This is a genomic window from uncultured Tenacibaculum sp. (assembly GCF_947494125.1).
Classification (GTDB): Bacteria; Bacteroidota; Bacteroidia; order Flavobacteriales; family Flavobacteriaceae; genus Polaribacter.
In genome coordinates, this window is record NZ_CANLTU010000013.1 from 12,602 (window position 1) to 38,685 (window position 26,084).

The 26,084-nt window shown below is 29.6% G+C and carries 27 protein-coding genes; 14 read left to right on the forward strand and 13 right to left on the reverse strand.

What is annotated here, in order from left to right; all coding sequences use genetic code 11:
- Positions 1-58: 58 nt before the first annotated feature.
- A complete protein-coding gene (locus Q0881_RS15445) occupies positions 59-1,108 on the reverse strand; it encodes a branched-chain amino acid aminotransferase (RefSeq protein WP_299162178.1) in 1,050 nt (349 codons plus the stop codon).
- Between the two features lie 120 nt (positions 1,109-1,228).
- On the opposite strand from Q0881_RS15445, the gene Q0881_RS15450 reads away from it, so the two are divergent.
- From Q0881_RS15450 to Q0881_RS15470, 5 genes are all read left to right on the forward strand, one after another.
- The gene (locus tag Q0881_RS15450; RefSeq protein WP_299162181.1) at positions 1,229-1,741 is read left to right on the forward strand and encodes a DUF4920 domain-containing protein; all 513 of its coding nucleotides are present in this window, start codon (positions 1,229-1,231) and stop codon (positions 1,739-1,741) included.
- Positions 1,731-2,174 (forward strand): hypothetical protein, encoded by a 444-nt coding sequence (locus Q0881_RS15455; protein WP_299162183.1) that lies wholly within the window; start codon positions 1,731-1,733, stop codon positions 2,172-2,174. Before Q0881_RS15450 ends, Q0881_RS15455 begins: the two co-directional genes overlap by 11 nt.
- A 1-nt stretch (position 2,175) precedes the next feature.
- Complete coding sequence (gene mnmD, locus Q0881_RS15460) at positions 2,176-2,829, forward strand: tRNA (5-methylaminomethyl-2-thiouridine)(34)-methyltransferase MnmD (RefSeq protein ID WP_299162186.1); 654 nt, start codon at positions 2,176-2,178, stop codon at positions 2,827-2,829.
- On the forward strand, positions 2,826-3,638 hold the full coding sequence (locus Q0881_RS15465) for a hypothetical protein (RefSeq protein WP_299162188.1): 813 nt from the start codon (positions 2,826-2,828) through the stop codon (positions 3,636-3,638). Before mnmD ends, Q0881_RS15465 begins: the two co-directional genes overlap by 4 nt.
- Positions 3,639-3,766: 128 nt before the next feature.
- Entirely contained in the window at positions 3,767-4,486 is a 720-nt protein-coding gene (locus Q0881_RS15470; RefSeq protein ID WP_299162191.1) for a methyltransferase, read from the forward strand.
- Positions 4,487-4,558: 72 nt separating this feature from the next.
- Here the strand turns inward: Q0881_RS15470 and Q0881_RS15475 are convergent, their stop codons facing one another.
- The 5 genes from Q0881_RS15475 to Q0881_RS15495 form a co-directional block, all read right to left on the reverse strand.
- The gene (locus Q0881_RS15475; RefSeq protein ID WP_299162194.1) at positions 4,559-5,068 is read right to left on the reverse strand and encodes a hypothetical protein; all 510 of its coding nucleotides are present in this window, start codon (positions 5,066-5,068) and stop codon (positions 4,559-4,561) included.
- Between the two features lie 27 nt (positions 5,069-5,095).
- The gene (locus Q0881_RS15480; protein WP_299162197.1) at positions 5,096-5,725 is read right to left on the reverse strand and encodes a hypothetical protein; all 630 of its coding nucleotides are present in this window, start codon (positions 5,723-5,725) and stop codon (positions 5,096-5,098) included.
- Positions 5,726-6,145: 420 nt separating this feature from the next.
- On the reverse strand, positions 6,146-6,991 hold the full coding sequence (locus tag Q0881_RS15485) for an alpha/beta hydrolase (RefSeq protein ID WP_299162199.1): 846 nt from the start codon (positions 6,989-6,991) through the stop codon (positions 6,146-6,148).
- Positions 6,992-7,218: 227 nt separating this feature from the next.
- Entirely contained in the window at positions 7,219-7,743 is a 525-nt protein-coding gene (locus Q0881_RS15490; RefSeq protein ID WP_299162202.1) for a DinB family protein, read from the reverse strand.
- Positions 7,744-7,769: 26 nt separating this feature from the next.
- Positions 7,770-9,140, reverse strand: coding sequence for a saccharopine dehydrogenase family protein (locus tag Q0881_RS15495; protein ID WP_299162205.1), 1,371 nt, complete (start codon positions 9,138-9,140; stop codon positions 7,770-7,772).
- 80 nt (positions 9,141-9,220) lie between these two features.
- Here Q0881_RS15495 and Q0881_RS15500 point away from each other — a divergent pair, with 80 nt between their 5' ends.
- The 3 genes from Q0881_RS15500 (at position 9,221) to ade (ending at position 13,006) form a co-directional block, all read left to right on the forward strand.
- Entirely contained in the window at positions 9,221-9,604 is a 384-nt protein-coding gene (locus Q0881_RS15500) for a DUF423 domain-containing protein (RefSeq protein WP_299162208.1), read from the forward strand.
- 84 nt (positions 9,605-9,688) lie between these two features.
- On the forward strand, positions 9,689-11,302 hold the full coding sequence (pckA, locus tag Q0881_RS15505) for a phosphoenolpyruvate carboxykinase (ATP) (RefSeq protein WP_299162211.1): 1,614 nt from the start codon (positions 9,689-9,691) through the stop codon (positions 11,300-11,302).
- 81 nt (positions 11,303-11,383) lie between these two features.
- Positions 11,384-13,006: an adenine deaminase gene (gene ade / locus Q0881_RS15510; RefSeq protein WP_299162213.1), complete on the forward strand. Its 1,623-nt coding sequence runs from the start codon at positions 11,384-11,386 to the stop codon at positions 13,004-13,006.
- Positions 13,007-13,091: 85 nt separating this feature from the next.
- Here the strand turns inward: ade and Q0881_RS15515 are convergent, their stop codons facing one another.
- The 7 genes from Q0881_RS15515 to Q0881_RS15545 all read right to left on the reverse strand — a co-directional run bounded on the left by Q0881_RS15515 (position 13,092) and on the right by Q0881_RS15545 (position 19,106).
- A complete protein-coding gene (locus Q0881_RS15515) occupies positions 13,092-14,420 on the reverse strand; it encodes a beta-1,3-glucanase family protein (RefSeq protein WP_299162215.1) in 1,329 nt (442 codons plus the stop codon).
- Between the two features lie 82 nt (positions 14,421-14,502).
- Entirely contained in the window at positions 14,503-14,892 is a 390-nt protein-coding gene (locus Q0881_RS15520) for a DUF1842 domain-containing protein (RefSeq protein ID WP_299162220.1), read from the reverse strand.
- A 22-nt stretch (positions 14,893-14,914) separates the two neighbouring features.
- Positions 14,915-15,397, reverse strand: coding sequence for a hypothetical protein (locus Q0881_RS15525; RefSeq protein WP_299162223.1), 483 nt, complete (start codon positions 15,395-15,397; stop codon positions 14,915-14,917).
- Between the two features lie 113 nt (positions 15,398-15,510).
- On the reverse strand, positions 15,511-15,873 hold the full coding sequence (locus Q0881_RS15530; protein WP_299162225.1) for a hypothetical protein: 363 nt from the start codon (positions 15,871-15,873) through the stop codon (positions 15,511-15,513).
- Between the two features lie 340 nt (positions 15,874-16,213).
- Positions 16,214-16,960 carry a response regulator transcription factor gene (locus tag Q0881_RS15535; protein ID WP_299162229.1) on the reverse strand — a complete coding sequence of 249 codons (747 nt, stop codon included), beginning with the start codon at positions 16,958-16,960 and terminating at the stop codon, positions 16,214-16,216.
- A complete protein-coding gene (locus tag Q0881_RS15540; RefSeq protein ID WP_299162232.1) occupies positions 16,953-18,734 on the reverse strand; it encodes a tetratricopeptide repeat-containing sensor histidine kinase in 1,782 nt (593 codons plus the stop codon). Before Q0881_RS15540 ends, Q0881_RS15535 begins: the two co-directional genes overlap by 8 nt.
- Before the next feature lie 57 nt (positions 18,735-18,791).
- Complete coding sequence (locus Q0881_RS15545; RefSeq protein ID WP_299162235.1) at positions 18,792-19,106, reverse strand: hypothetical protein; 315 nt, start codon at positions 19,104-19,106, stop codon at positions 18,792-18,794.
- A 267-nt stretch (positions 19,107-19,373) separates the two neighbouring features.
- On the opposite strand from Q0881_RS15545, the gene ruvC reads away from it, so the two are divergent.
- The 6 genes from ruvC to Q0881_RS15575 all read left to right on the forward strand — a co-directional run bounded on the left by ruvC (position 19,374) and on the right by Q0881_RS15575 (position 26,068).
- Positions 19,374-19,928, forward strand: coding sequence for a crossover junction endodeoxyribonuclease RuvC (ruvC, locus tag Q0881_RS15550; protein WP_299162238.1), 555 nt, complete (start codon positions 19,374-19,376; stop codon positions 19,926-19,928).
- A gap of 7 nt (positions 19,929-19,935) precedes the next feature.
- A complete protein-coding gene (locus Q0881_RS15555; protein ID WP_299162241.1) occupies positions 19,936-22,053 on the forward strand; it encodes a P-loop NTPase fold protein in 2,118 nt (705 codons plus the stop codon).
- Between the two features lies 1 nt (position 22,054).
- Entirely contained in the window at positions 22,055-23,167 is a 1,113-nt protein-coding gene (gene hemW / locus Q0881_RS15560) for a radical SAM family heme chaperone HemW (protein ID WP_299162244.1), read from the forward strand.
- Between the two features lie 9 nt (positions 23,168-23,176).
- Positions 23,177-23,929 (forward strand): cyclase family protein, encoded by a 753-nt coding sequence (locus Q0881_RS15565; protein ID WP_299162247.1) that lies wholly within the window; start codon positions 23,177-23,179, stop codon positions 23,927-23,929.
- 550 nt (positions 23,930-24,479) lie between these two features.
- Entirely contained in the window at positions 24,480-25,691 is a 1,212-nt protein-coding gene (locus tag Q0881_RS15570) for an MFS transporter (protein WP_299162250.1), read from the forward strand.
- Positions 25,688-26,068: a VOC family protein gene (locus tag Q0881_RS15575; protein ID WP_299162253.1), complete on the forward strand. Its 381-nt coding sequence runs from the start codon at positions 25,688-25,690 to the stop codon at positions 26,066-26,068. Before Q0881_RS15570 ends, Q0881_RS15575 begins: the two co-directional genes overlap by 4 nt.
- The last annotated feature ends 16 nt before the right edge of the window (positions 26,069-26,084 follow it).

Here is a 26,084-nt window from a genome sequence, read left to right on the forward strand (position 1 = left end):
GAATTTTCTTGTAATTAATTGATTATGAATTACTAATATAGCTTTTTTTTACTGAAAATTAAATTTTTACACGCCAGTTATGTTTGTCTTCCGATTTGTTATACTGTATGTTAAGTAGTTTTTCTTTAAATAAGCTAGCATAAGAATCATCAATGTTTGGTAATTCGAAAACATCATCTTGGTGTTTAAAACCTTTAATAGGATTAATTACGGCAGCGGTACCCGAACCAAAAATTTCTTTTAATTCACCTAATCGCGCAGCTTCTTTAATTTCAGCAACAGAAACCTTTCTAATCTCAATGTCAATATTATTATCTTCTGCAAGCTGAATAATAGATTTTCTTGTAACACCATCTAAAATCCTATCATTAGTAGGAGTGGTAATTAATTTATTACCAACTCTAAAAAAGATATTCATTGTACCCGCTTCTTCTAAATATTGATGAGTATTAGCATCGGTCCAAATAATTTGCTGATATCCTTCTTTATGCGCTAAACTAGTTGGGTAAAATTGAGCAGCATAATTACCAGCAGCTTTAGCGGATCCAACACCACCGTCGGCAGCTCTACTATATTTTTCAGAAAAAAGTACTCTAACTTCTCCAGCATAATATGATTGTGCAGGAGAACATATGATTATAAATTTATAAGCCTCGGCAGGTGAAGCAGCAATAGCACCTTCAGAAGCAATTATAAATGGACGGATATATAAAGAATTACCTAATCCTTTTTTAATCCAATCTTTGTCAAGGTTTAATAGTTTTTCTAAACCTTCAAAAAATACTTTTTCGGGTACAGGAGGCATTGCTAATCTTTCGGCAGAAACGTTTATTCTGTTAAAATTTTCATCAGGTCTAAACAAAAAGATGTCATCATTATCATCTTTAAAAGCTTTCATACCTTCAAAAACAGCTTGTCCATAGTGAAAAACACGAGCAGATGGCTCAAATAAAAGAGGACCATAAGGCAATATTTGCGGATTAGTCCATTGTCCATCAATAAAATCACAAACAAACATGTGGTCTGAAAATGTTCGTCCAAAATTTAAATTATCAAAGTCTACAGAGTCTATTTTCGATTGCTCTATTTGCTGAATGTCAATATTCATAAATTGCTGTTTTTACAAGTGCTACGAAGATACAAAAACTAGCTGTATAATATTTTTTTAGAGGAATGACTTAATGAATAATAATTATATTTGTTATCTAACTAATTTAAATTTCAAAAAATGAAAAAAATACTTTTTATAGGGCTTTTTTTAAGTCTCTCATTTATAGGTTGTAAAACTGAAGAAAAAGAAAAGAAAGAAGAGGTAAAAGAAGTAGCATTTGTTTCTTTTGGAAAAGAAATTTCAGCTAAAGATGCTATTTCTAAAGATGAAATGGCAAAGAAATTTGAGGGTATGAATGTAGGTGATACTTTAGATGTGAAGTTTACAAGTAAAATAGGAGAAGTATGTCAGAAAAAAGGATGTTGGATAAAAGTTCCATTAGATGGAGATAAAACATCGTTTGTTAAGTTTAAAGATTATGCATTTTTTATGCCAATGAACTCAGCAGAAAGTAAAGTAATCTTAAATGGAAAGGCATTTAAAAATGAAGTTTCAGTAGAAGAATTACAACATTATGCTAAAGACGCAGGAAAGTCTGAAGAAGAAATAGCTAAAATAATTAAGCCTAAAGTAACGTATTCATTTTTAGCAGATGGTGTTTTGTTAGAGGCAGTAGCTGATGAAAAATAGAATTTTGTTTGTGTTTTTTTTGAGTTTGGTATTAGGATGCCAAAAAGAGAAAGAAACTAAAGAAATAAAGATTATTAAAAAGGTTCCGTCAAATTTTCAGATGTATAAAACATCTGAAATGGCGGGATTAATGAGGAATATGCTCTCGAAAAATGAAAAAGTACGAGAACAAATTATTCAAGGAAAAGAAATAGGCGATTTTAATAAGGAATATATTAAAATACATACAGCAAAACTTACCGATAGTTCTGATTTTGATGCTACTTTTTTAACTTTTGCAAATCATTTTGAGCAAATGCATAGAAAGCTTTTTGAAGTTGCTAAAGAAGAAAGAAAAGAGCAGTTTAATAATGCAATTAATTCATGTGTGTCTTGCCACGAAGTAAAATGCAGAGGACCAATTCCAAGAATTGAAAAATTATTAATTAAATAATTTGAAGCGAGAAATAATTATAACGTCAGATGGTTCAACAACCATTCATTTGCCCGAATGGAATGAACAATATCATTCTAAACACGGAGCAATACAAGAAGCATATCATGTTTTTATTAAGAGTGGATTAGCGCTATTTCATAAAGATGAAATTTCAGTCTTAGAAATTGGATTTGGTACAGGTTTAAATTGTTTTATTACTTTTTTAGAAAGTAATAAAACAATTAATTATGTAGGTGTAGAAGCATATCCAGTTGTTAAAGAAGAAGTTTCTAAATTGAATTATGTAACTGAATTGAATGTTGAAGATAGACAAGAGGTTTTTAAAGAAATACACGAAATTTCTTGGGAAGAAAAACACGAAATTGCTCAAGATTTTTATTTAACAAAGCGACAACAGTTCTTTAAAGATATTGAAGATATTGATACTTTTGATCTAATTTATTTTGATGCTTTCGGAGCTGAACATCAACCCGATTTATGGACTGAAGACATTTTTAAGATTATGTTTAAAGCTATAAAAAAAGGTGGAGTTTTAGTAACCTATTCCGCAAAAGGAAGTGTTAGGCGAGCAATGCAAGCAGTTGGTTTTATAGTAGAACGTTTACCAGGCCCTCCAGGAAAAAGAGAAATGTTAAGAGCTAAGAAAGAATGATAAGATCTAAAATTAATTTATTTAGGTTATTCACTGTTTTTATACTAGTTCTTTTATTTTTTTTCATAACAAACCTTCTCTTTGTAAAAGCAAAAGGTTTCAAAGATTGGATTGGAGTCTTATTTACATTTTTTTCTGCGATATATACATTATATTATTATTTTAAGATAGCACCGATTATTTTTGTAGGAGATAAAGAAATTATTATTGTACATTTTTTAAAAAAGAAAAAATATTTAAAATCAGAAATATTAAAGATAAACCTAAGGCAAGTTAAAGGTTATGAGGGAATGGTAATTTATTTTAGAGATAAAAAGAAGGTAGAGTTTATCGATGACGTGTATGCTAATTTAGCAGAAATAAAAAAAGTATTAGAATATAAAATAGATTCTAAAGATAAGAAGAGTGGCCTTGTTAAATTTCCTAAAAATAAGACTGTAAGGGGGACTTATATTAATTTCGGAATGTTCTGTTTTTTTATTTTTTTTGGAGTTTCTTTAATGGCTTTTAGAAGTGAAAATTGGTTAACTGGAATAATCATTTTAGTAATAAGTTATTTTATAACCAAATTACTAAACTATTTTTCAATTGAAGATGATAAATTTGTAGTAAAAAACTATATTCTTTTTTGGTATACAAAAGAGTTTTTTATAAAAGATATTTTATCGATTAAAAAAGAAACTGTTAATGCTCGTGTTTATGTTGAAGGGATAAGGGTTGTAACAAAAGAATATAAAAGTTATAGGTTTTGGTCTTCTCCAATGAGAGATAAAGATTGGGATAAATTATTTAAAGATTTAATAAAATGAAATTTAAAAGAAGATTTGGAAATAGAAAAAAAAGCAATCCTAGAAAGGGGTTGTTTCTAATACTATTGTTAGCAGTAGCTATTTTCCTGTGGTTTTATGTAGAAAAATTCATGGAAAGAATTTTATAAATGAAACCATTTAAATTTAAAGAGTTTACGGTACATCAAGATAAAACAGCAATGAAAATTGGTACTGATGCAGTTTTGTTGGGAGCTTGGTGTGAATTGGGTGAATTTCCAGATTCAATATTAGATATTGGTTCAGGCACAGGAGTTATTTCATTAATGTTAGCACAGCGAAGTGATGCGATGACAATTGATGCGGTAGAAATAGATGAAAACGCTTACGAACAAACGGTAGAGAACTTTGAACAATCGGATTGGGGAGACAGACTGTTTTGTTATAGTGCATCTTTCAATGATTTTGCTGATGAAATGGCAGAAGAAGAGGAGATATATGATGTAATTGTATCTAATCCACCATTTTATACCGATGATTTTGAAACGAAAGATGAGGCTAGAAATAAAGCACGTTTTACGTCATCACTAACTTTTGAAGCATTACTAAAAGGAGTTTCTAAAATATTGTCGGAGAGAGGATTGTTTTCAGTGATCATTCCTTATAAAGAAGAAGCAAAATTTGTACAATTAGCTAAAGAAAATAGGTTGCTTGTAAATAGAGTTTGTCGAGTAAAAGGAAATGAAACTTCAGAAATAAAGAGAAGTATGCTTACTTTTTCTTTTCAAGAACTAGAAGTTCAAGAAGAAAATTTAGTTATAGAAAAAGAAAGGCACCTATATACGGATGCCTATATTGAGTTGACTAAAGATTTTTATTTGAAGATGTAAGCTTTGCTAATGTGTTTGTATGAGGTAAGTAGGTTAGGACTAGCAATGAATTATACACATTGTTGCTCATAGTTATTTTTTTGAATCAACTTTTGTTTCTAAATAAATTTCTTGTCCAACTTTGAAAACTAAAATACTTGTTAATTCTAAATCAGCAAGTTCATCACAACAAATTCCGTATTTTTTTTTATTCATAAATATTTCAGAATATGCTTTACTTAATTCAATAACAAGCTTTTCTTTATTGAAACCATTCTCACTATATATTCTGTAGCCAATTGTTTTCTTTAATGGGTATTTAATAATAAGAATAGCTTTAGTACTATCTGTCACATTGCAGTCAGAACAATATAATTTATTTAATTCCGGTTTGGCTAGATTAATTCCACCAGTACCACCTTTTTCTCGTATGTATCTTTTTCCTTTTTTATCTTTAATTTGAAATGGATTTGCAGAAACTATCATTCCGCCAAACATTAAGTTTGTTTTTTCCACTTCAAAACTTTTTTCTAGCAGTGCCTTTTCAGAACAACTTATAAAGCTTACTAGAATAAAAACTATCAGTAAATAGGTGTTTTTCATAATTCTGAGCAACGTTGTTATATGTAACTATTTTCGAAGTTTTGTGTACTCTTTAGTTTCACGAATTAGTTTATTATAGTCATTTATCATTGATTCTAATGTTTTTATTTCTGGTAATTCATTTCTCTGATAATTTGACATCATAGGTTCAGTCAAAACTAATTTCATTAAAATAAGTTGATCATTTAGAATTGAAGCTTTTTTATCCAATTCTATCATTTTATTTTCGTGTTTTGAAACGCTTTTTCTATAATTACTTTCTAATCGTTTAAAAACATCAATCATTAATTTTTTCGTAATTGAATCTTTAATGTTGCTTGAGTAATTGTAAGCATTTTCAAAATAATTATTATTTGTTTTTGAATAATTTTTGTAAGGTTTTGCTTTTAAATCAAGGCTATCATTTTTAATTAAGTTTATTTTTTTATGAAGGTTTTTCAGATGTTCATTTTTATCTAATGCCTCCTCATAAAGTTTCTCTATAATGTTTGAGTTATATCGACTAGAATATTTACTTATGCTAAAGACATTTTTGTCATTTTCAAGAGTTTCAGGAGTTTCTAATAAATTTCCCTCATTTTCATTTTGTGTTATTCTTTTATCGCATCCAAAAATCATAATAGATGTAATTATTAGAATTAGAAATTTAGTTTTCATATCAATTTTTGTTTAGTATATAGCGAATATACTTAAAAAGTGAGTTTTAACTGATTATAAGGAGAGTTATACATTACCTTTTTAACAGGTTTAGCATAATCTTTTAAAAGTGAGTTATGTCAGACTTTCTTCTAAAAATTTATGAGTATATAAATTGTAAGTTTACCACTATTAATTATTTTAAATTATTTTGCTTCTAATGAAAGGATTAGTTTCCTTAGAAGCAAAATAATATTTTTATTATAACCAAAATATTATTTTCATTAGAAGCAAATTTTTATTTTCACTCTAATGAAAATAAAATCACGATTGTGTATGTTTACTTTTTCTTTTCAAGAACCAAAAATTCAACAAGAAGAATTAGTTATAAAAAGAAAGGCACCAGTATACTGATGCCTATATTGAGTTGACTAAAGAGTTTTATTTGGTATAGTCGTATGTATTTGAATAAAAGGTATTGGCTATGTCGTTAAATATTTTAGAGTCATTACGAGGAGCACCATGATTTCTCCCTGGCATTATACAAAGTTGTGCTTTAGGAATATTATTATACATTTCCACAGCATGTTCGTTTTTAATAATATCTCTATCACCAATCATAATTAACACGGCTGCCTTAATTTTAGCTAATTCAGTATGACTAATGTTAGGCTGATTTAATAGAAGGTCGTCTAATTGTAATTCTTTTTTCCAATCTTTAGAAGTATCACCTTTTTTAATCATTTTAAGAGTCTTAGCATGCATTTCTTCAACTTGCTTGCGTGCCCAAGGATTAACGGCTGTAGTATCGGGTCTTAGGTTAGCACCCATGGTAATTATTTTATTAATATTTACCTTATTATTGATTCCCATTTTTAAAGCAATAATTCCACCATCACTCCAACCAAGAACATTTATGGTTTTTAATTTTAGGTGTTTTACAAGAGCTTCTAAATCTTGAGCCATTAAATCGTACGTTAATTTTTTTGTCTTTAATTTAGATTTTCCTTGGCCCCTACTATCAACAGCAATAATTCGATATTTATTTCTAAAATAGTCAATTTGATATTCCATAGCACTAATATCAGTACCACAACTATGAATAATTAATAAAGGCTCTCCTTCACCGTATTCTTCATAATATATTTTAGTGCCATTTACTTTTACATGTTTGCCTACCTCTTTGTTGTTACCATAAGGTGTGCTTAATTTTTGTTGTGCTAAATTTAGGCTTGTTTGAAAGATAAAAAGCAATAAAATAGCTTTAAAAAGTATTATTTTTCTCATTGTGTTTGGATGTGTATATTTTGAATTAATATAATTGTGTTAAAAGCCGGCAAAGCTAATAGATTCTGATTAAGAATCAAGAAGATTATGCCTCAAAATAAGGATGTTAACCTTTTTTAAAGAGAAAGGAGTTTAAGAAGGATCAATTAAAAAGAAAAAGGCATCAGTATACTGATGCCTATATTGGGTCAACTAAAGAGTGTTATTTATAAGTGTAATAGCTAGGCTTATAAATAAAACTCTTTTAATATTTTTATATGATGTAATTCATGTCCAAGAATATGATAACCTAAAGCCCTTACACTAGTTTGATTCTCATTGGCAGTACCTATACGTTTTAAAGCATTATTAGAAAACCCATTAAAAAGAGTAATTGTAGAGTGTCTTAAAGCTTCATATTCTTCCATTATATTTTCAATAGTTCTTTCTGAAGTGTCAGAAAATAGATTGTAATCATCTTGCTCAAAACCAGGGAAGTTTGTTTTATCGTTTCGGGCAAAAGAAAGCGCTCTGTATCCATATATTCTTTCATCATCTATAATGTGAACCAAAACTTCTTTTATAGACCATTTATTTTTCTGATACCTATAATTAAGTTTTTCTTCAGATAAATTATTGATTACATCTTTAGTTTTCTCTAAGCTAGATTTTAACTGTTGTATTAAAGTTCCATCTTTATTTACCAGTTTCATATACATTTCAGCATAAGAAGGATATTCGTTTTTTAATGGAAATTCAATATGTTTTGTCATTGTATCTAGTTTGCTAAAGGTTTATTCTATCCTTTTATACTTTCAGGGTTATAACCTAAATAAGGAACTTCTTTTTCAGCAAAGATAATTCCATATTCTTCTAGCTCTTTTAAAATAGGCTCATATACTTCTTTGGTAATAGGTATTTGTACCCCAGGAGTTTTAATTTCTCCATTTAATATTTTTAAAGCAGCCATAGCAACAGGCAAACCAACAGTTTTAGCCATTGCAGTATAGGTTTGATCATCACCTTTAATAATCATGCTGCTCTCTATTTGTAGTTTTTCCTCCTTGTATTGGTAACCAAAAATATGTTGCATTACAATCATGTCTTTATCATGATCTTGTAATGTCCATTTATCAGACAAGATTTTTTGTAAAACTTGAGCAGGAGTTGCATTTTTCAATCCAACTTTTTTATTAGGATTAAAAATATCTAATTCTAAAAATTTATCCCACATAATATCATCTTGATCAATTTTCAAGTATGAACGGAATTTTAATTCAACAGAATCAGATGGAGAATACGCTAAAAACAAATTAGTAAAATCACGATAGCTTAGATTTTCAGAGTTTTCAATAGTGTACGAATCATCAGTCATACCTAATTGAACAAAAACGTTCCAAGCTCTAGAAAAACCAACCTTTCTAATAGTCCCTCTATACATAGTTGGAATATTTTCTAAACCATAAATGCTTCTATATTTTAAAGAATCTCTATTAGCATAAGCTTCAAATTTTCCACTACCATTAACAGTTAAAAATTCAGTTCTTCTAAATAATTTATGATAAGGAATGTATTTATAAGTTCCTTCTTGTATAAACATAGCAGCACCGCCTTGCCCCGCTAAAACAACATTTCTAGGATTCCAAGTAAATTTATAATTCCATAAATTATCATCGCTTTCAGGGGCAACTAAACCTCCTGTGAAAGATTCAAATAATAACATTTTGGCACCACGATCATGAATACGATCAATAATTTGCATGGCACTCATATGATCAATACCAGGGTCTAAGCCAATTTCGTTCATAAAAACCAAGCCTTTTTCCTTAACAGATTTATCTAAAGCTTGCATTTCATCAGAAACATAAGATGCAGTAACCATGTGCTTGTTATAAGTAACACAATCTTTTGCAACTTCAATATGAAAACGAGCAGGAAGCATAGAAATAACAATGTCTGCATTTTTAATAGCTTCAACACGTTGATCTGCATTAAAAACATCTAAATTAATAGCAGTTGCATTTTTATGATTGTTTGTTTTTTCTTGGGCACTTTCAATAGAAACATCACCAATAGTGATGTGTAAATTTTCTTGTGTCGATTTATCTAGTAAATATTTTATAAGGGATGAACTAGATCTACCAGCTCCTATAATTAATATTTTTCTCATTTATAATGTACTTTTGTGGTCTAATAATTTATGGCGACAATATCGCTAAAAAAGTTTAAAATTAAACAAAAATAGCTAAAATGTATAAAAATTTAACAATAGCGTCGGTTTTAGGAGTAATAGGAGTAATCTTAGGAGCCTTTGGAGCACATGCATTAAAATCGAAATTAACACCAGAAGCAATGCAGAGTTTTGAAACAGCAGTGCGGTACCAATTTTTACATGTAATTGTACTATTGTTTGTAAATACATACAAAGAGTTTAATTTGAAGCAAAAAAATGCTATTAGTATGTTTTTAATAGCTGGAATATTGTTGTTTTCTGGATCAATTTATACAATATATTTAATTGGTGTACCAGCCAAAACTATTTGGTTTGTAACTCCATTAGGTGGAGTTTTACTAATAATAGGTTGGAGTTTGATGGCTTTTCAGTTTCTTAAGAAAGTTATTAAAAAAGAATAGTTGATAAAATTTTTCAATGATTAATGAGTTTAATCAAAAAGGACTATTTTTGTCTAAAATTAAACACAACTAAATTATTTTAAGATGACAAATCTTGATACGAAAACGATATCGTTAGACAACTTAGGAATTAAAGATGCTACGGTTCGTTATCAATTAACTTCAGACGAGTTACACGACTTAACTATTGAAAAAGGACAGGGAGAGAATACTAGTTTTGGAGCATTAGCTGTTAAAACAGGTGAGTTTACAGGACGTTCTCCTATGGACCGTTTTATCGTTAAAGACGATATTACAAAGGATGAGATATGGTGGGGAGACATCAATTTACCTTTCGATTCGGATAAATTTGATAAATTATATACTAAAGTAACTGATTACCTTTCTAATAAAGAAGTATTTGTACGTGATAGTTATGCATGTGCGGATGAAGATTATAAACTAAATATTAGAGTTGTAAATGAGTATCCATGGAGTAACATGTTTGCATATAACATGTTTTTACGTCCAACTGCTGAAGAATTAAAAGGTTTTTCTCCAGAATGGACAGTGGTTAATGCTCCAGGTTTTATGGCAGATCCAGAAGTTGACGGAACTCGTCAGCATAATTTTGCTATTTTAAACTTCGGAAAAAAGATTGCTTTAATTGGTGGAACTGGTTATACAGGAGAAATCAAAAAAGGAATTTTCTCAGCATTAAACTTTATTTTACCAGTATTTAAAAATACATTACCAATGCACTGTTCTGCAAATGTTGGTAAGGAAGAGGATACAGCTATTTTCTTTGGTTTATCTGGAACAGGAAAAACAACATTATCAACAGATCCAAACAGAAGTTTAATTGGAGATGATGAGCATGGTTGGACTTCAGAAAATACAGTTTTTAATTTTGAAGGAGGATGTTATGCTAAAGTAATAGACCTTTCTCAAGAAAAAGAACCTGAAATCTATGCAGCTATAAAAAAAGGAGCAATTCTTGAAAATATAGTAACAGATGCTGAAGGGAAAGTAGATTTTCATGATACTTCAATTACACAAAATACACGTGTAAGTTACCCTATTTATCATATTGAAAATATTAAAAAGCCATCAATAGGAAAAAATCCTAAAAATATCTTTTTCTTAACTGCAGATGCTTTTGGAGTACTGCCTCCGATCTCAAGGTTAACACCAGGTCAAGCAGCATACCACTTTATTTCAGGATATACAGCAAAAGTTGCTGGTACAGAGGCAGGAGTTACTGAGCCATTACCAAGTTTTTCAGCTTGTTTCGGAGCGCCATTTATGCCATTACACCCAACTCGTTATGCAGAAATGTTAAGCGAGAAGATGAAAGAAACAGGAGTAAACGTATGGTTAGTAAATACAGGATGGTTTGCAGGACCTTACGGAGTTGGTGATAGAATGAAGTTGAAGTACACACGTGCAATGATTAATGCAGCATTAAATGGTGGATTACCAGAGGAGATAACTCCAGAGAATTACCACATTCATTCTGTATTTGGTTTAGCGCAACCAAGACAATGTCCTGGATTACCTTCAGAATTATTAAGCCAACGTCAAGCTTGGAATAATGATGAAGCGTATTATAAAACAGCACATAAATTAGCAGATTCGTTTAAAGCAAACTTTAAGCAGTTTGAAGAATATGCTAATGAAGAAATTTTAGCAGGAGGACCACCAAATGTTGAAAAATAAATAGTTTATAAAAGCATCCTTTCGGATGCTTTTTTTATGCAGAAATACTACCTATTTTTGTAGTCCCAAAAAAAGTAGATAATGATTGTACAAGGAAATATAGTTGATATAGAGAATAAAAAAATCTATAAAGGAGAAGTTGAAGTTGAAAACGGAAAGATAAAAGCAATTAGAGAAGCTAATCATGCTGTAGAAAACTATATTCTTCCTGGTTTTGTAGATGCTCATATTCATATAGAAAGTTCTATGTTAGTGCCATCAGAGTTTGCTAAGATTGCAGTTGTTCATGGTACGGTTGCAACAGTTTCCGATCCACACGAAATAGCGAATGTATTAGGAGTGAAAGGAGTGGAGTTTATGATTGAGAACGGAAAGAAAGTTCCTTTGAAATTTAATTTTGGAGCGCCTTCTTGTGTACCTGCTACTTCTTTTGAAAGTGCTGGAGCTATTATTGATTCTGATGACATTAAAAAAATGATGGAAAATCCAGATATCAAGTATTTAGCTGAAATGATGAATTATCCAGGAGTTATTTATCAAGATGAAGAGGTATTAAAGAAAATTGCTTGGGCAAAACATTACAACAAACCAGTAGATGGTCATGCACCAGGGGTACGAGGAGAAGACTTAGATAAATATATTGCAGCAGGTATTTATACAGATCATGAATGCTTTACGTATGAAGAAGCTTTAGAGAAACTTCAAAAAGGAATGAAAGTGATTATTCGAGAAGGAAGTGCAGCTAAAAACTTCGAAGCACTAATTGATTTATTACCGGAGCATTATGAAAACATGATGTTTTGTTCAGATGACAAACACCCTGATGATTTATTAGTTGGGCATTTAAATGAGTTATGTGAAAGAGCAGTTGCTAAAGAGATTGACCTTTTTAAAGTATTAAAAGCAGCATGTATAAACCCTGTAAAACATTATAACTTAGATGTAGGGTTGTTACAAGAAGGTGACGATGCAGATTTTATTGTAACTGAAGATCTAAAGAACTTTAAAGTGTTACAAACCTATATTAACGGTGAATTAGTTGCAGATAAAGGACAATCATTTGTTGAGCATGTAGATTTTGAAGTGCTGAATAATTTTGATACTGATAAAAAGAATATTGCCGACTTTGAGTTTCATTCTGCATCAGATAAAATAAGAGTAATAGAAGCATTAGATGGCGAATTAGTTACCAATGAAATAGAAGTAGATTCTTTAATAAAAGATGGTAATTTGATTTCTAATACTGAAAGCGATGTATTAAAAATGACGGTAGTAAATCGTTATAAAAACGCGGAACCATCAATAGCATTCATTAAGAATTTTGGATTAAAAGAAGGAGCGATTGCAAGTTCTGTAGGACATGATTCTCATAATATCATTGCTGTTGGAGTTTCTGATGAAGCTATCTGTAAAGCAGTAAACTTATTAATAGAAAATAAAGGAGGAGTTTGTGCTGTTTCAAATACTGAAGAAAAAATAGTTTCTCTTCCAGTAGCAGGAATTATGTCTGATAAACCAGCTGAAGAAATAGGTAAAGCCTATGCTGAATTAGATGCTATGGCAAAACAGATGGGAAGTAAATTACGTGCTCCATATATGACTTTGTCGTTTATGGCATTGTTAGTAATACCGTCATTAAAACTATCGGATAAGGGGTTGTTTGATGGTAATACATTTCAATTTACATCTCTTGAAGTAAAATAAAGAATAATAAAATTATAAAAAAAGCTTGTTTAACTATTAATTAAACAAGCTTTTGTTTTTTATGAAAGTTGTAGTTAGTATTGTATTATAATGGAACTTCAACATTAAAAAATGAAACCTCAAGCGTATTTACCTTAGCAGGGTCTAAAGAAACTTGTACAGCAGAGAAACGATCTGAATACGCAAAGTTATAAGCATCAGATAATTCTTGCAAAGTTTCGGCATACTCGTTATAATACCCCTTGTTATTTTGTAAGTTTCCAAATAATTCTGTGTTTGGTATTTTACTAAACCAATTACTACTTTTCATAGCTCCAGCCTGTGTTCCGTTTATAGAAGTGGTAGAACCAATAGCACCAATATTAAAACCAGCTAATAAATCTCCAGTAATCCAACCGTAAACATTGTTAGCAGGACTTTGTTTTGCGGCTCCATTTAAAGAAAACATAGCATTGGCTCCATAAATTCCATTCGGGTTGATTAAATCTTCTTTTTTGTAAAGCATAGTAGTAGCGTTACCACCAACAGTTCCACTTAATGAGATGTCTAAACTATCATCTATAATTGCAGTTAAATTATAATCTTGCGGACTCTGTGATCCAGAAGAAGGAACATTTGGTCCTACACCGTTAAAATGACCAGCGATATTTGCAATTACACCTTTTCCTAATCCATTTATAGAAACCGCATTTGCTTTAGGAGCTGTTCCAAAGTTATCATTTAAGTATGTTAAGTACGAATCAAAAAGATGATATGGTGTAATTGGAACTCCACCTACTGGAGGATATGAAGAAGGTCCTATAATTCTAGCAAATCCAGATCCTGGTTGATCTGAGTGTTGTTTAAAACTTCCAGGAACCAAAGCAGGTTTTGCATTTGCTAAACCAGATTTAGGAGGTTGTGTTAAAGCACTTAAAGCATTATATACCTGAGTTGTAGAAACACCTTGTTTTAATCCGTAATCTGTTTGTACAGGAGTTGCTCCGTTAAGTGAAGTTTCTAATTTCATAGGAATACTCCAATAATCTATACTTGTTAAATCTGCAACATCGGTAGCAGCACCATTAAAAGTAAGCTCCATTTTATCATATCTCAAGAAGAAGTTTTCATCAGTAATGTTTTGAGCAGGTTCGTAGTATGCATCTAATACTTTCCATGGTTGACTGAAACAAACATAAATTCGTCCACTAAAATTAGTTATTTGTACACCTTCCTTTAATTCTTCATAAGTATACCAATTTCCATGACCTGCAACCGTATTTAATGGTTTGATGTCAATTTCTAAAGGTTCTAAATCCCCAGCTTTATAACTAATGTTAAATTCATTGTTAGCGCTTCCTGAAACAAAACCAATATAAATATCTTTTTGGGTAGCATCGTTTCCTTTGTTAAATATTACGTTTAATGTGCTCATAATGTGTAGTATAGTTTGGTTAGTAAATGGTGAAAAAACTCCATGTTAGTAAACTAGCACAGAGTTTTTATTGTAATTGATATTATAAATTAAAAATGTTCCCCGTTACAGGTACTTTTTCTTCGTGCTGTCCTTGGAAAGTGAATCCACCTTCACCATTCCAATCTGCTTTTAAAGCCATGTTTGCTTCGAAAGGAAATTGTAATGGAGTTAATTTATTATCAGAAGGAATACTTCCTTTTAAGCTTAAAACTCTTACGATATCACCTAGTCCAGTTGAGTATACCGTTCCACTTACTTTACTTGTGTAGCTTTTCTTATCGGTACCTACATTAATGGTAACTGTTCCACTTACGGTATGGTTTTCTGGATGTACCAATAATGAAAAGTTTACTATTGTTGCTAAAAGGTTAGGGGCAAAGCCCATTGTTCCTTTAAAATAAATTGTTTGAGTTGTTGTATTTGTATTCATAATATTTAAGTATTGAGTTTTTTTACCATTTATTTTTTGGACATTTTTTATTTAGCAAGGCGACTTTTCTACTAATTACGCAACCACATATAGAGCAAATACTCATATCCTCATTAGCGTTAATTTTAAATTTGTAAGCTATTTGATCTGTAGCTTTCGAAATATAAGGACAGGTTTTACATATTAATGTTCTCTCGTCGACTACTTCTTGACTAGCTATTTTAAATCCACTTACCCCCCAATTTATGAAAGATTTTGCGCCATTCTTAACCAATTCAAAGTTTGAATGTTGAATATTGTTTTCTTGTTTAACTCCAACTTTGAGTAGGCTAGGAATTAATTCTTTTTCTGAGGAAGCTCTATAAATTAGTTTAGCAAAAACATCATCTATTTTTACCCGTTTTACTAAACGCTCAGGGAAAGGCTTTTCAAGTTTTAGTAGTTCAGTGATTCCTGTTTGTAAATCAATTCCTTGTTGTACTATTTTTTCAAAAGGCTCTATCATAATTTAAAAGTTTAGTGAAAACTGTTGTATTATAAGTTAATATGTTCATGATGATATAATGATGAACATATTAACTTTTCAAATCAAAATAGTCACGTACGTGAAATTTTTTATTAATTGTTGTATGTTACAGTAATTGTATATTGTTCTCCAGGTGTACAATTAACAGTAATAGGTCCAGTGGCTCCAGATGAAGACCATACATTATCGTCCTCACGTAAGCTAAAAGTTCCAACCTGTGTGAATCCACCTGTTTCTGGGTTTAATGTTGCAATTCCGTAAATAATTGTACTTGCTTCACAACAACAAGGTATACCTGACGCATGTGCTTCGATATATTCTCTTGCTGAATCCTTACCAGCTGGAATTAAATTACCCCAATTTCCAGTTGCGTTCATACAATTATCTCCTCCTTGATATACTTTTGCTAATGCTGTACCTTTGTTTTCTACTGTTACAAATGCTCCTTTTCCCATGATATTTAAGTTTAGTTAATATGTTCCTACTCATAAGGCTTTTCGGATTTCGCCTCGTTTTTTAAAATGGTTGCTGCTCCATTTATATTTAAGTTTGGTTAGTTGTTAAATAGTAAAGTGTAGTTATAATATTTACCGAAAACACGGTTGGGTTTCTACAATTGTAATTATTTAAAAACAGCGAAATAATATGTGCTAGCGTTCTATTTCTGACCTAAAATTAGAGTAGAAATAGAGGAGAAGAGAAAAAAAAGGCATGAGAGTGTGTATTTTTTCCATGAAAACAGAAAAAAATAGTAGGAAGGTTTATCCGATAAACCTCATATGAAGAACTAATAAGCTATTTTAGGGTACGGACTTTTTTAATAATATCTTTATAACGTTCGCTTAAAGTAGCTTTATTATTTCCAGTAAGTAAGATCAAATTATCCGCAGGAATAATTTCAGTAATGTGGTTGGTGTTTACAATGAAGTTTCGATGCGTTCTTTGAAAAATAGGGTTGTTTAGCAGTTGCAGGATTTTTGTTAACGAAATAAGAATTACAAATTTTTCTTTTTCGGTAATTATATTGCAGTATTTTTCTTCAACATCTATATAAACAATATCAGTTATTAAAACTTTTTTAAGTGATTTACCTTTTTTAATAAATAAATGCTCTTCGCTTATAACAGTATCTTCATCATCGCCTAAAAACACATCTTTTTGTGCGTAAAATTTTTCAACAGCCATTTCTATAGCATACAAAACTTCTAACTCGTTAAAAGGTTTCATTAAAAAACTAAATGGCTGCGTAAGTTTAGCTCTATCAAAAATACTTCTGTCTCTAGAACTAGTAAGAAATACAAATGGCTTAGAAGAATTAGGAACTGCGTTAATAGTTTCAGCAAAGGTAATTCCGTCTGGAACTCCGTTTAAAAAAATATCAATAATCACAATGTCAATATCAACTTTATAAAATTGAGCTAAAGCATCTTTAAAATTTCTAGCCAATCCGGTAACCGTATAATTGTTGTCTTCAAGGACTTGAATTAAACGATCGCTTTCAGCAGGAGTATCTTCTATAATAAAAACATTCACATTATTCATTCGAAGGATTTTTAGGTAAAGATACAATCATTTTTGTGCCTTTTCCTAATTCACTTTCAATAGAAAATTTTCCATTATTTTTTTGAATCATTGATTTACATAATTGTAATCCTAAACCAGTACCAATAACATCTTCATGTTCTTTTTTATTTAAAAGAGCAGTGTCTTTTAGTAAGTCTAATCGTGTAGCTTCACTCATACCCAAACCAGTGTCTTCAATAATTAAATCGCAATAGGTTTCTGAAGAGTTTCTAGTATATATTTTAATGCTGCCATTCGGTTTTGAAAATTTTATGGCATTATCTAGTAGATTTCGTAGTACAATTTTTAAAGACTCTTGATCTGCAAAAACAATGTCTTTTTTAGAAACCGTATTTTCAAAACTTAATTCTTTTTCTAGCAATAAAGGTTGGTAGTTAAAGGATACTTGCTCTGTAATAAAAAACAAACGTAAAGAGCTAATACTAAAATAACCTTGATTGGTTTGTAATAAAGCCCAGTTTAAAAGGTTGTCCAATAAACCATAAGCACCGTTAACGATAGCACTGTTATTTTGGAGTAAATTACGTAGCGCACTTAAATTATTACTGTCTAAATTCTTAACTAAAGAAACATTACTTGTTTTTAAAGCATTAACAGAAGAACGTAAATCGTGGCTTACAATAGAAAAAAGTTTGTCTTTAGTAGCATTTAATGTATTTAAATCTTCTTTTTGACTAGCAATAATTTTATTTCGTTTTACTTTTTCTCTATAGAAGTAAAGGCTTATTCCTAAGAGAACTAATAAACCAATAGCAGCATATAAAAAGATAGTACGTTGGGTTTCTTGTAACTCATTTTTTACTTGTAAAATATCTACTTCATTTTGTTTTTGTTGTACTGCAAATTCTTTTTCTTTTTGAGCAACTGCATAAATTTTACTTTGATCATTTAAAGAGTCCTTCCATTGTTCATATTCTTTTCTGTATTTTAATGCTTTCTGAAAAGCTTTGCGATTTTCTTCTACTACAGACATGTTTTTAGCAGTAAGTCTTTTCTGATCGTATATTTGACGTTTTTTTTCGTTTAATCCAGTTTTTGTTAGATCATTGTTGTTTATTTTTAGTCTTTCAGATAATTTGTATGCGTTTTCAAAGTATGGGATAGCAATATCATCTTGATAAAGGTTGTAATATAAATTAGCTATATTTATTTGTTTATCTATAAGATTGCTTGTGTCTTTTTCTTTTTGATAACTTTCTTTAAAATATTTTTCTGCTTTTTTATAATCTTTTAGAAAAAGAAAACAAAGACCTAAATCATTTAAAATATCATCTTTATAAATTGACGCTAGCTCACTTTTAGGTATATGCTCTAGGTCTTTCAAATAAGAAATTGCTTTTTCATATTTGTTTAATTTGATGTTTAAAGCTCCTTTATAAATTTGAACTCTATTTAAAAAAACAAAATCACTAGTGATTAAAGATAATTGATTAAGGGCTTCTTGGTATAACTTTTTTTTATCTAAACTAATACCTCTATATAAATAACAATAGTTTTTGATTTGTTTATTTTGATTAGGACTGTCTAGTTGCTTTTGAGCATAAACCAAGGTTGAATCCCAATTTTTTTCAAAAAAATATATTGAAGCTTTTTTAAAATAAGTTCTAGAAAAAAACTCAGAAGAAACTTTGGATACATTTGTGAAGAAAATACTGTCTTTAGTTTTTCTTGTTTGAGAGAAGGTTAAAAAACTTTTGAAAAGAAGAAGGAAAAGAAGTGGCTTATAATTCATAAAGCAAACTTAAAAAAAAAGTTTGCTTTATATAAGATATACAAGTAATTATATCTTTTACATATCGTCACCTTTAACAACAACCTCAGTTCCCCTTGGAGTAGTTGGGTCTTCTCCTCCTAGATCACTACCGTCTTTTAACAAGTTAGTCCAAACATTTAATGTATCACCTTTAGTTAGGTTAATTTGTATTTGAAGACTAGTTGCAGTAGAAGTTATTACTTCGTATTGATGAGTAGAAGTATTACCATCTTCATTAGCTTCTTGAAAAGAATAACCAGAGACATCAGCGTCGTTGTTTTTTCCCTCAAGAATACTAGTAGTAGCTGTAAAGTTTATTGTATTTCCTTCTATTTCTAAAGAATGAGCCATAATAGTTAATTTTAAATTGGTTAATAATATTTTATTGTTTGTTTTTCAAATAAACAATAAAATATTAAAACGCCAGAAAAAAAAGTTATAAGATGGGTAATTATGAGCATAAGAATTCTTTTTTAAGGAACAAAATATAAAGAGTTTATCATAAATGCAGTTTTAGTAAAAAAAAATAAGGTACGTAGGTAATTCTATAGTTGAATACCGAGGTTTATAAACAAGATTAAATGATTAGTTTTGTGTTAGTGCAAAGTACAAACGAATTTGAAGACAGAAAAAATTATATTAGGTATCGACCCAGGAACAAGTATCATGGGGTTTGGAATTATAAAAGTGGTAGGAAAAAAAATGGAATTTGTTCAAATGAACGAATTACTTTTAAAAAAGTATGATGATCATTATTTAAAATTAAAATTAATTTTCGAACGTACCATAGAATTAATAGATACCTATAACCCAGATGAAATAGCTTTAGAAGCACCGTTTTTTGGTAAAAATGTGCAATCCATGTTAAAGTTAGGAAGAGCACAAGGAGTGGCAATGGCAGCGGGTTTATCTCGTGAAATTCCAGTAACAGAATACGCGCCTAAGAAAATCAAAATGGCTATTACAGGAAAAGGAACGTCAAGTAAAGAACAAGTAGCATTGATGCTAAAGTCTTTATTAAACTTAAAAGAATTACCAAAAAACCTAGATGCTACCGATGGTTTGGCAGCAGCAGTTTGTCATTATTACAATTCTGGAAAAGTAGTAGGAGGTAAGAATTACACAGGTTGGGCAGCGTTTGTGAAACAGAATGAAAAAAGAGTAAAGAAATAGAAAAAAGATGAGTTTTATTAGCAGTTCCCCTATTTCAAAAAGTGAAGAAGATATTTTTAATTTTAAGCATTATGCTAAAAAAATTCAAAAAATAATTCAAAATAGCTCTGATAATCCTGAGCCTTTAACTATAGGAGTTTTTGGTAAGTGGGGAGAAGGTAAAACATCATTTTTAAATTTAGTTGAAAAACAAATTGATGTATGGAAAAAAGAAAAAGAGCAAAATGGAATTTTAAAATATCATTTTAACCCTTGGAGATATAGTACTGAAGAAGAAATGCTTTTTGATTTTTTCGATGGGCTTTCAAAAATGATGTTTGTAGAGAAAAATAGCGTACTTCAAAAAGTAGGGAAACAACTTGTAAAATATAGTAGATATACAAAGGCGGTAAAACTTTCTGCTTCCGTAGGATTAAGTCCTTCAAATAAAGTTGGAGCTACTTTTGATGTTAGCGAAATAATGAAAGCTTTAGGAGAAGATTTTGTAGGTAAAGAAATTACATTAGAAGTTTTAATTGATAAAATTAACGAAGCCTTAAAAAAATCAAATTATAATATAATTGTGTTTATAGACGATATAGATCGTCTTGATAAAAATGAAATATATACTATTTTAAAGTTGATAAAATTAAACGCTAATTTTAATAATTTTGTCTACATAGTTGCTTTAGATAAAGATCATGTTGCTAAAGCAATAAGTAAAAGATATGGAGATAGTATTGGAGATGGCGAGGCATTTTTAGAAAAAATAATTAATATTCCAATTCATTTACCAAAAATAGAAAAAGAAGATTTTAAGTTTTTTTTTGATGCAAAACTTAAAGAAGTAATTGATAATTTAAGTTTTTCTAATAGAAAAGAAGAGATAAATGAGATAAGAGATGAATTTAGATTTCATTATTTTAAAAGAGGTAGAGAAGTAATAAGAGTTTTTAATAGTTTTTTTGTGAGTGCTTTTGCTATTGGAGAAGAAGTTAATTTAAGAGATTTATTCTGGATAGAATATTTGAAAGTAAATTATAATGTAATTTTTAATTATATTAAAAATTATGATTTCTCTAACCTAGAAAAAAAACTCATAACTATTAATGATTTATTTGGTGAACCAGATGGTATTGGAAATAAATATAAAATACTTAAAGGTAGTTCTAGAGATATTGTTAATTTGCTTTATCCTCATTATCATCGAATTACAAAAGAACGATTAAGGAATGATCAAGTTTATATTAAATCAATTGATGAAAAATTAAGAATAAACTCTCCTAATCATTTTGAGAAATATTTTTCTTATCACACGGTAGGTAAAGTCTCTGAATTTAAAAAAAAGTTAGTTTATAAAAATATTACTGATGAAAAAGCACTAAAGTTAAAAGAAAATCTTTTGAGTATTAAAACTGATGTTAGTAATAAGGTACATCGTTTTTATGATGTTTTAGAGAGTCTAATTAAAGAAGAAGGTTTAAGTAACGAGTTTTTTTATAATTTTTTATTTTCAAACTTAGATATTCTACCAGAAAGCGAGAAAGATGTTTTTGGTTTAACTTATCAATCAAGAATTGTTGAATTAATAGCAATTGAAATAGATAAATCTAAAAACCAAAACGATACATTAAATTTAGCGAGTAAATTAGAAATAGAAGATCTCTGTCACTTTACAAGAAAATTTAAAGAGCATAAAGATATTAGAAACAAATTGAATGAATTGATTTCTAAGAAAGCTAAAAAAAAATATTTAAAATCCTTAGCTCCTTTTTTCCATAATACTTTAAATGTATTTAATAAAGCAGTTATGAAATATTGGAAGGAATATGATGAAGAATCATTTAATCAGTACATAGATGACAAAACTAATAATTTCGAAAGTATTGTGAAATTAGTTAGAAATTTCCCTGATTTTTATAGTAGTCATAATTCTTTTAATAATTTAAATAAAGGGAATTATGATTATATGAAAACGTTGATTAAAGTAGATGCTATTTATAAAAAAATAGAACAGTTTAAACCTGATTTAATAAAATTAATAGATTCAACTTATACTCTTTCAAGTAAAGACGAATCTTCTGAATTAGAAAATTTAGAACAATTTATATTTTTTTATAAAATAGATAAAAAATTACTAAACTAATTTGGCAGGAATTTACCTACATATCCCGTTTTGTAAGCAAGCATGTTATTATTGTGATTTTCATTTTTCTACATCATTAAAAAAGAAGGAAGAATTAATTACTTGCATGGTAAAAGAATTGGAGATTCGAAAAGAAGAGTTAGCCAAAGAAACTATAGAGACCATTTATCTTGGAGGCGGAACTCCGTCTTTGTTGTCTGCCAAAGAAATTGAATTACTATTACATACAATACATCAAAATTATAAAGTAACAGAGCATCCAGAAATTACTTTAGAAGCAAATCCAGATGATTTAACGGAAGCTAAAATTTTAGAATTAGCAGAATCGCCAGTAAATAGGTTAAGTGTAGGTGTGCAATCTTTTTTTGAAGAAGATTTAAAAAGTATGAATCGCGCACATAATTCAGAGGAAGCAAAAAAATGTTTGTCTATGGCAATTCGTTATTTCGATAATATTACAATCGATCTAATTTACGGAGTTCCAAATATGAGTAACGAACGCTGGAAAGAGAATTTACAAATAGCCTTTGATTTTGGAATCAATCATATATCAAGTTATGCCTTAACGGTAGAACCAAAAACTGTTTTAGATAGTTTTGTGAAGAATGGAAAATACCCAGCACCAGATGAGGTAGAAGCAAAAGAGCATTTTGATATTTTAATGGAAGAAACAGCTAAAAACGGATTTGTACATTATGAAATATCAAATTTTGGAAAACCTACATATTTTTCAAAGCACAATACCTCTTATTGGCTAGGAAAGAAATATATTGGGGTAGGTCCATCGGCACATTCGTTTAATGAAACGCATAGAAGTTGGAATGTATCTAACAATGCTAAATATATAAAAGAACTTCAGTTAGGGAAGTTGCCTAATGAGAAAGAGGAGTTAACTAAAGAAGATCGATTTAATGAATATTTAATGACAGGCTTACGAACCATTTGGGGGGTGTCTTTAGAAAAAATAGAACCTGTTTTTAAAGAACAATTGTTAGTTTCGTCAGAGAAATTTATAAAACAAGGGTTGTTAGTAATAGAAAATAACATCTTAAAAACAACACAGAAAGGAAAGTTTTTAGCAGATGGATTGGCTTCCGAATTATTTATAGTTTAAAACAGAATTATGATTGCAGAAATACAACACAAATCAGGAAAGTATCAAATAGATTTCTCAAAACCATTGGATATATCAATACCAATAGATGTAACTAAAGAGAGTATAAATGCTTGGTATTTGGAAGAACCAGAAATTTCGCCTGTAAAGTCAGGAGATTGGACAGGTAGTGTTGCACAAGGAGCCGATGTTAATTTTAATAATATAGCATTTAATCCACATGCACATATAACACACACCGAATGTGTAGGGCATATAACAAAAGAAGTGCATTCAATAAATAAAAATTTAAAACAGTTTTTCTTTTTGGCAGAAGTGATAACTGTAGCGCCAGAATTACAAGCTAATGAAGATTTATTAATTACTAAAAAACAGGTACAAGAAGCATTAGGAAATAAAGAAAGAGAAGCGGTTGTAATTAGAACCTTGCCTAATTTATTAGATAAAAAATCGAAACGTTATTCAAATACAAATCCGCCATACTTAGCAGAAGAAGCTGCAGTTTATTTAAGGGGAAATAATATAGAACATTTGTTAATAGATTTGCCTTCTGTAGATAAAGAAAAAGATGAAGGAAAATTGTTAGCACACAATGCTTTTTGGAATACTAAAGAAGAGTTAAGAATGGGAGCTACAATTACAGAGTTCATATTTGTACCGAATGCTATAAAAGATGGTACTTATTTTTTAAACTTAATGGTAGCTCCTTTTGAAAACGATGCCAGTCCAAGTAAACCAGTTTTGTATAAAATCGTAAAGTAGTAGGTTTAGCGATTTAATAAAAATAGAATAATGCGATAACGGTTTTAAGGTTATTAATATTTTTTAAAGTCTTTATAAATGTTTCTTTTTAGTGACCTCTATCTGTTCGGCGAGATTTACTTTATGTTTCATTTATACTTCAAAGATAGTATAGCATTGTAAAAAATAAATCTGATTTAAGGTTAAGCGTATTTTTATATCGACGAATGGTATAAATATACCTTTTAAATAAATTTAGGCTCCTTTAGAAGAAAAGAATGATACTTAGTTTTTGACTTTAAATTGTTTAGAACGAATATAAAAATGAAATTAAAAATCTTTTTTGTAAAACCTATTTCTTTTTTTTATAGTTTTACACCTCAATTAAGAAATAAAATGACAATTTTTAATACATATAAGCAGTGTAAGTCTACCGTGAGATACGGAAGATGTCGGGCTATTTATGTATTATGATTATTTAAATATAAAATATATCAATTATAAAAAGTCCGACTTCACAGTCGGACTTTTTATTTTTAAACAAATCACAAATAACTAAACCACAACAACTATGAAAAAATTATATTTTAATTACTTAAACACATTTAAAGGCCTCTCTAGTGAAGTTTGGTGGCTATCTTTAATAACATTAATAAATAGAGCAGGTACAATGGTAATTCCGTTTTTATCATTGTATTTAACAAAGAGTTTGGATTTTACATTAAAAGATGTAGGATGGATAATGACTTGTTTTGGGCTAGGATCAGTAATAGGATCTTGGTTAGGAGGAAAGCTAACAGATAAAATTGGTTTTTATAAAGTGATGAAAACTAGCTTGTTTTTAACAGGTTTGTTATTTATAGCATTACAATACATAACAACATTTACAGGATTTTGTGTAGGTATATTTTTAGTAATGTTAGTTGCCGATACTTTTAGACCTGCAATGTTTGTTGCTTTAAGTGCATATAGTAAACCAGAAAACAAAACACGTTCGGTAACCTTAATACGTTTAGCTATCAACTTAGGTTTTTCAGCAGGACCAGCAGTAGGAGGAATAATTATTACATCATTAGGATATAATGGACTGTTTTGGGTAGATGGGGTTACTTGTATTTTAGCAACCTTTTTACTTATAAATGTTTTAAACCCTAAGAAATCAAAAGTAGTAGATGAGGTAAAAGTAGAGAATCCAGTTTCAGTTTTTTCAGATAAGGCGTTCTGGGTGTTTTTTGTAGCAATGTTTATTTTCGGATTTGTGTTCTTGCAATATTTCTCAACAATACCTTTGTATTATAAAGATGCACATCATTTGTCAGAATTAGAAATAGGGTTAATAATGGGTATGAACGGATTTTTAATTTTCATATTAGAAATGCCATTAATTAAATGGTTAGAAGAAAGTAAATATTCTAAAGAACGATTAATGTTTGTAGGGTTATTACTCACAGGAATAAGTTTTTTAGTATTAAACTTAACAGGATGGGTTGGAGTTTTAATTGTAGGAATGTTATTGATGACAATTGGAGAAATGATCGCTTTTCCGTTTTCTAACGCTTTTGTAATGGAAAGAGCAAAAAAAGGAAATCAAGGAGAGTATATGGCATATTATAGTATTGCTTTTTCTGCGGCACATATTTTCGGACATAACTCTGGAATGCAAATGGTTGATGCTTTAGGCTTCGATAACACATGGTGGGTTATTACATTAATGTCTTTAATCGGGTTGTTTTTCTTATCAATATTAATAAAAGTTATAAAAAAAGAACAAGTAAAAGCATGAACTTAAACCAAGTAACTATACCTTCAGTAAATGTAGAAGTGTCTATAGCTTTTTATCAAAAACTAGGCTTGCATCTTATAGTAGATGCAAGACCTAGATATGTTCGTTTTGAAGTTCCGGATGGAGATAGTACATTTTCAATACATCAAGTTGAAACTTTGCCAGAAAAAAATGGAATTGTTTTGTATTTTGAAGATGAAAATTTAGATGAGTTAGTAGAAAACCTTAAAAAGAAAGGAATTGAGTTTTTGCAACAGCCAAAAGATCAAACATGGTTATGGCGAGAAGCACATTTATTAGATCCAGATGGAAACAAACTAATTTTATTTAAAGCAGGAGAGAATAGAAAAAATCCGCCATGGCGAATTAATAAGTAATCAAAAATTTTATATT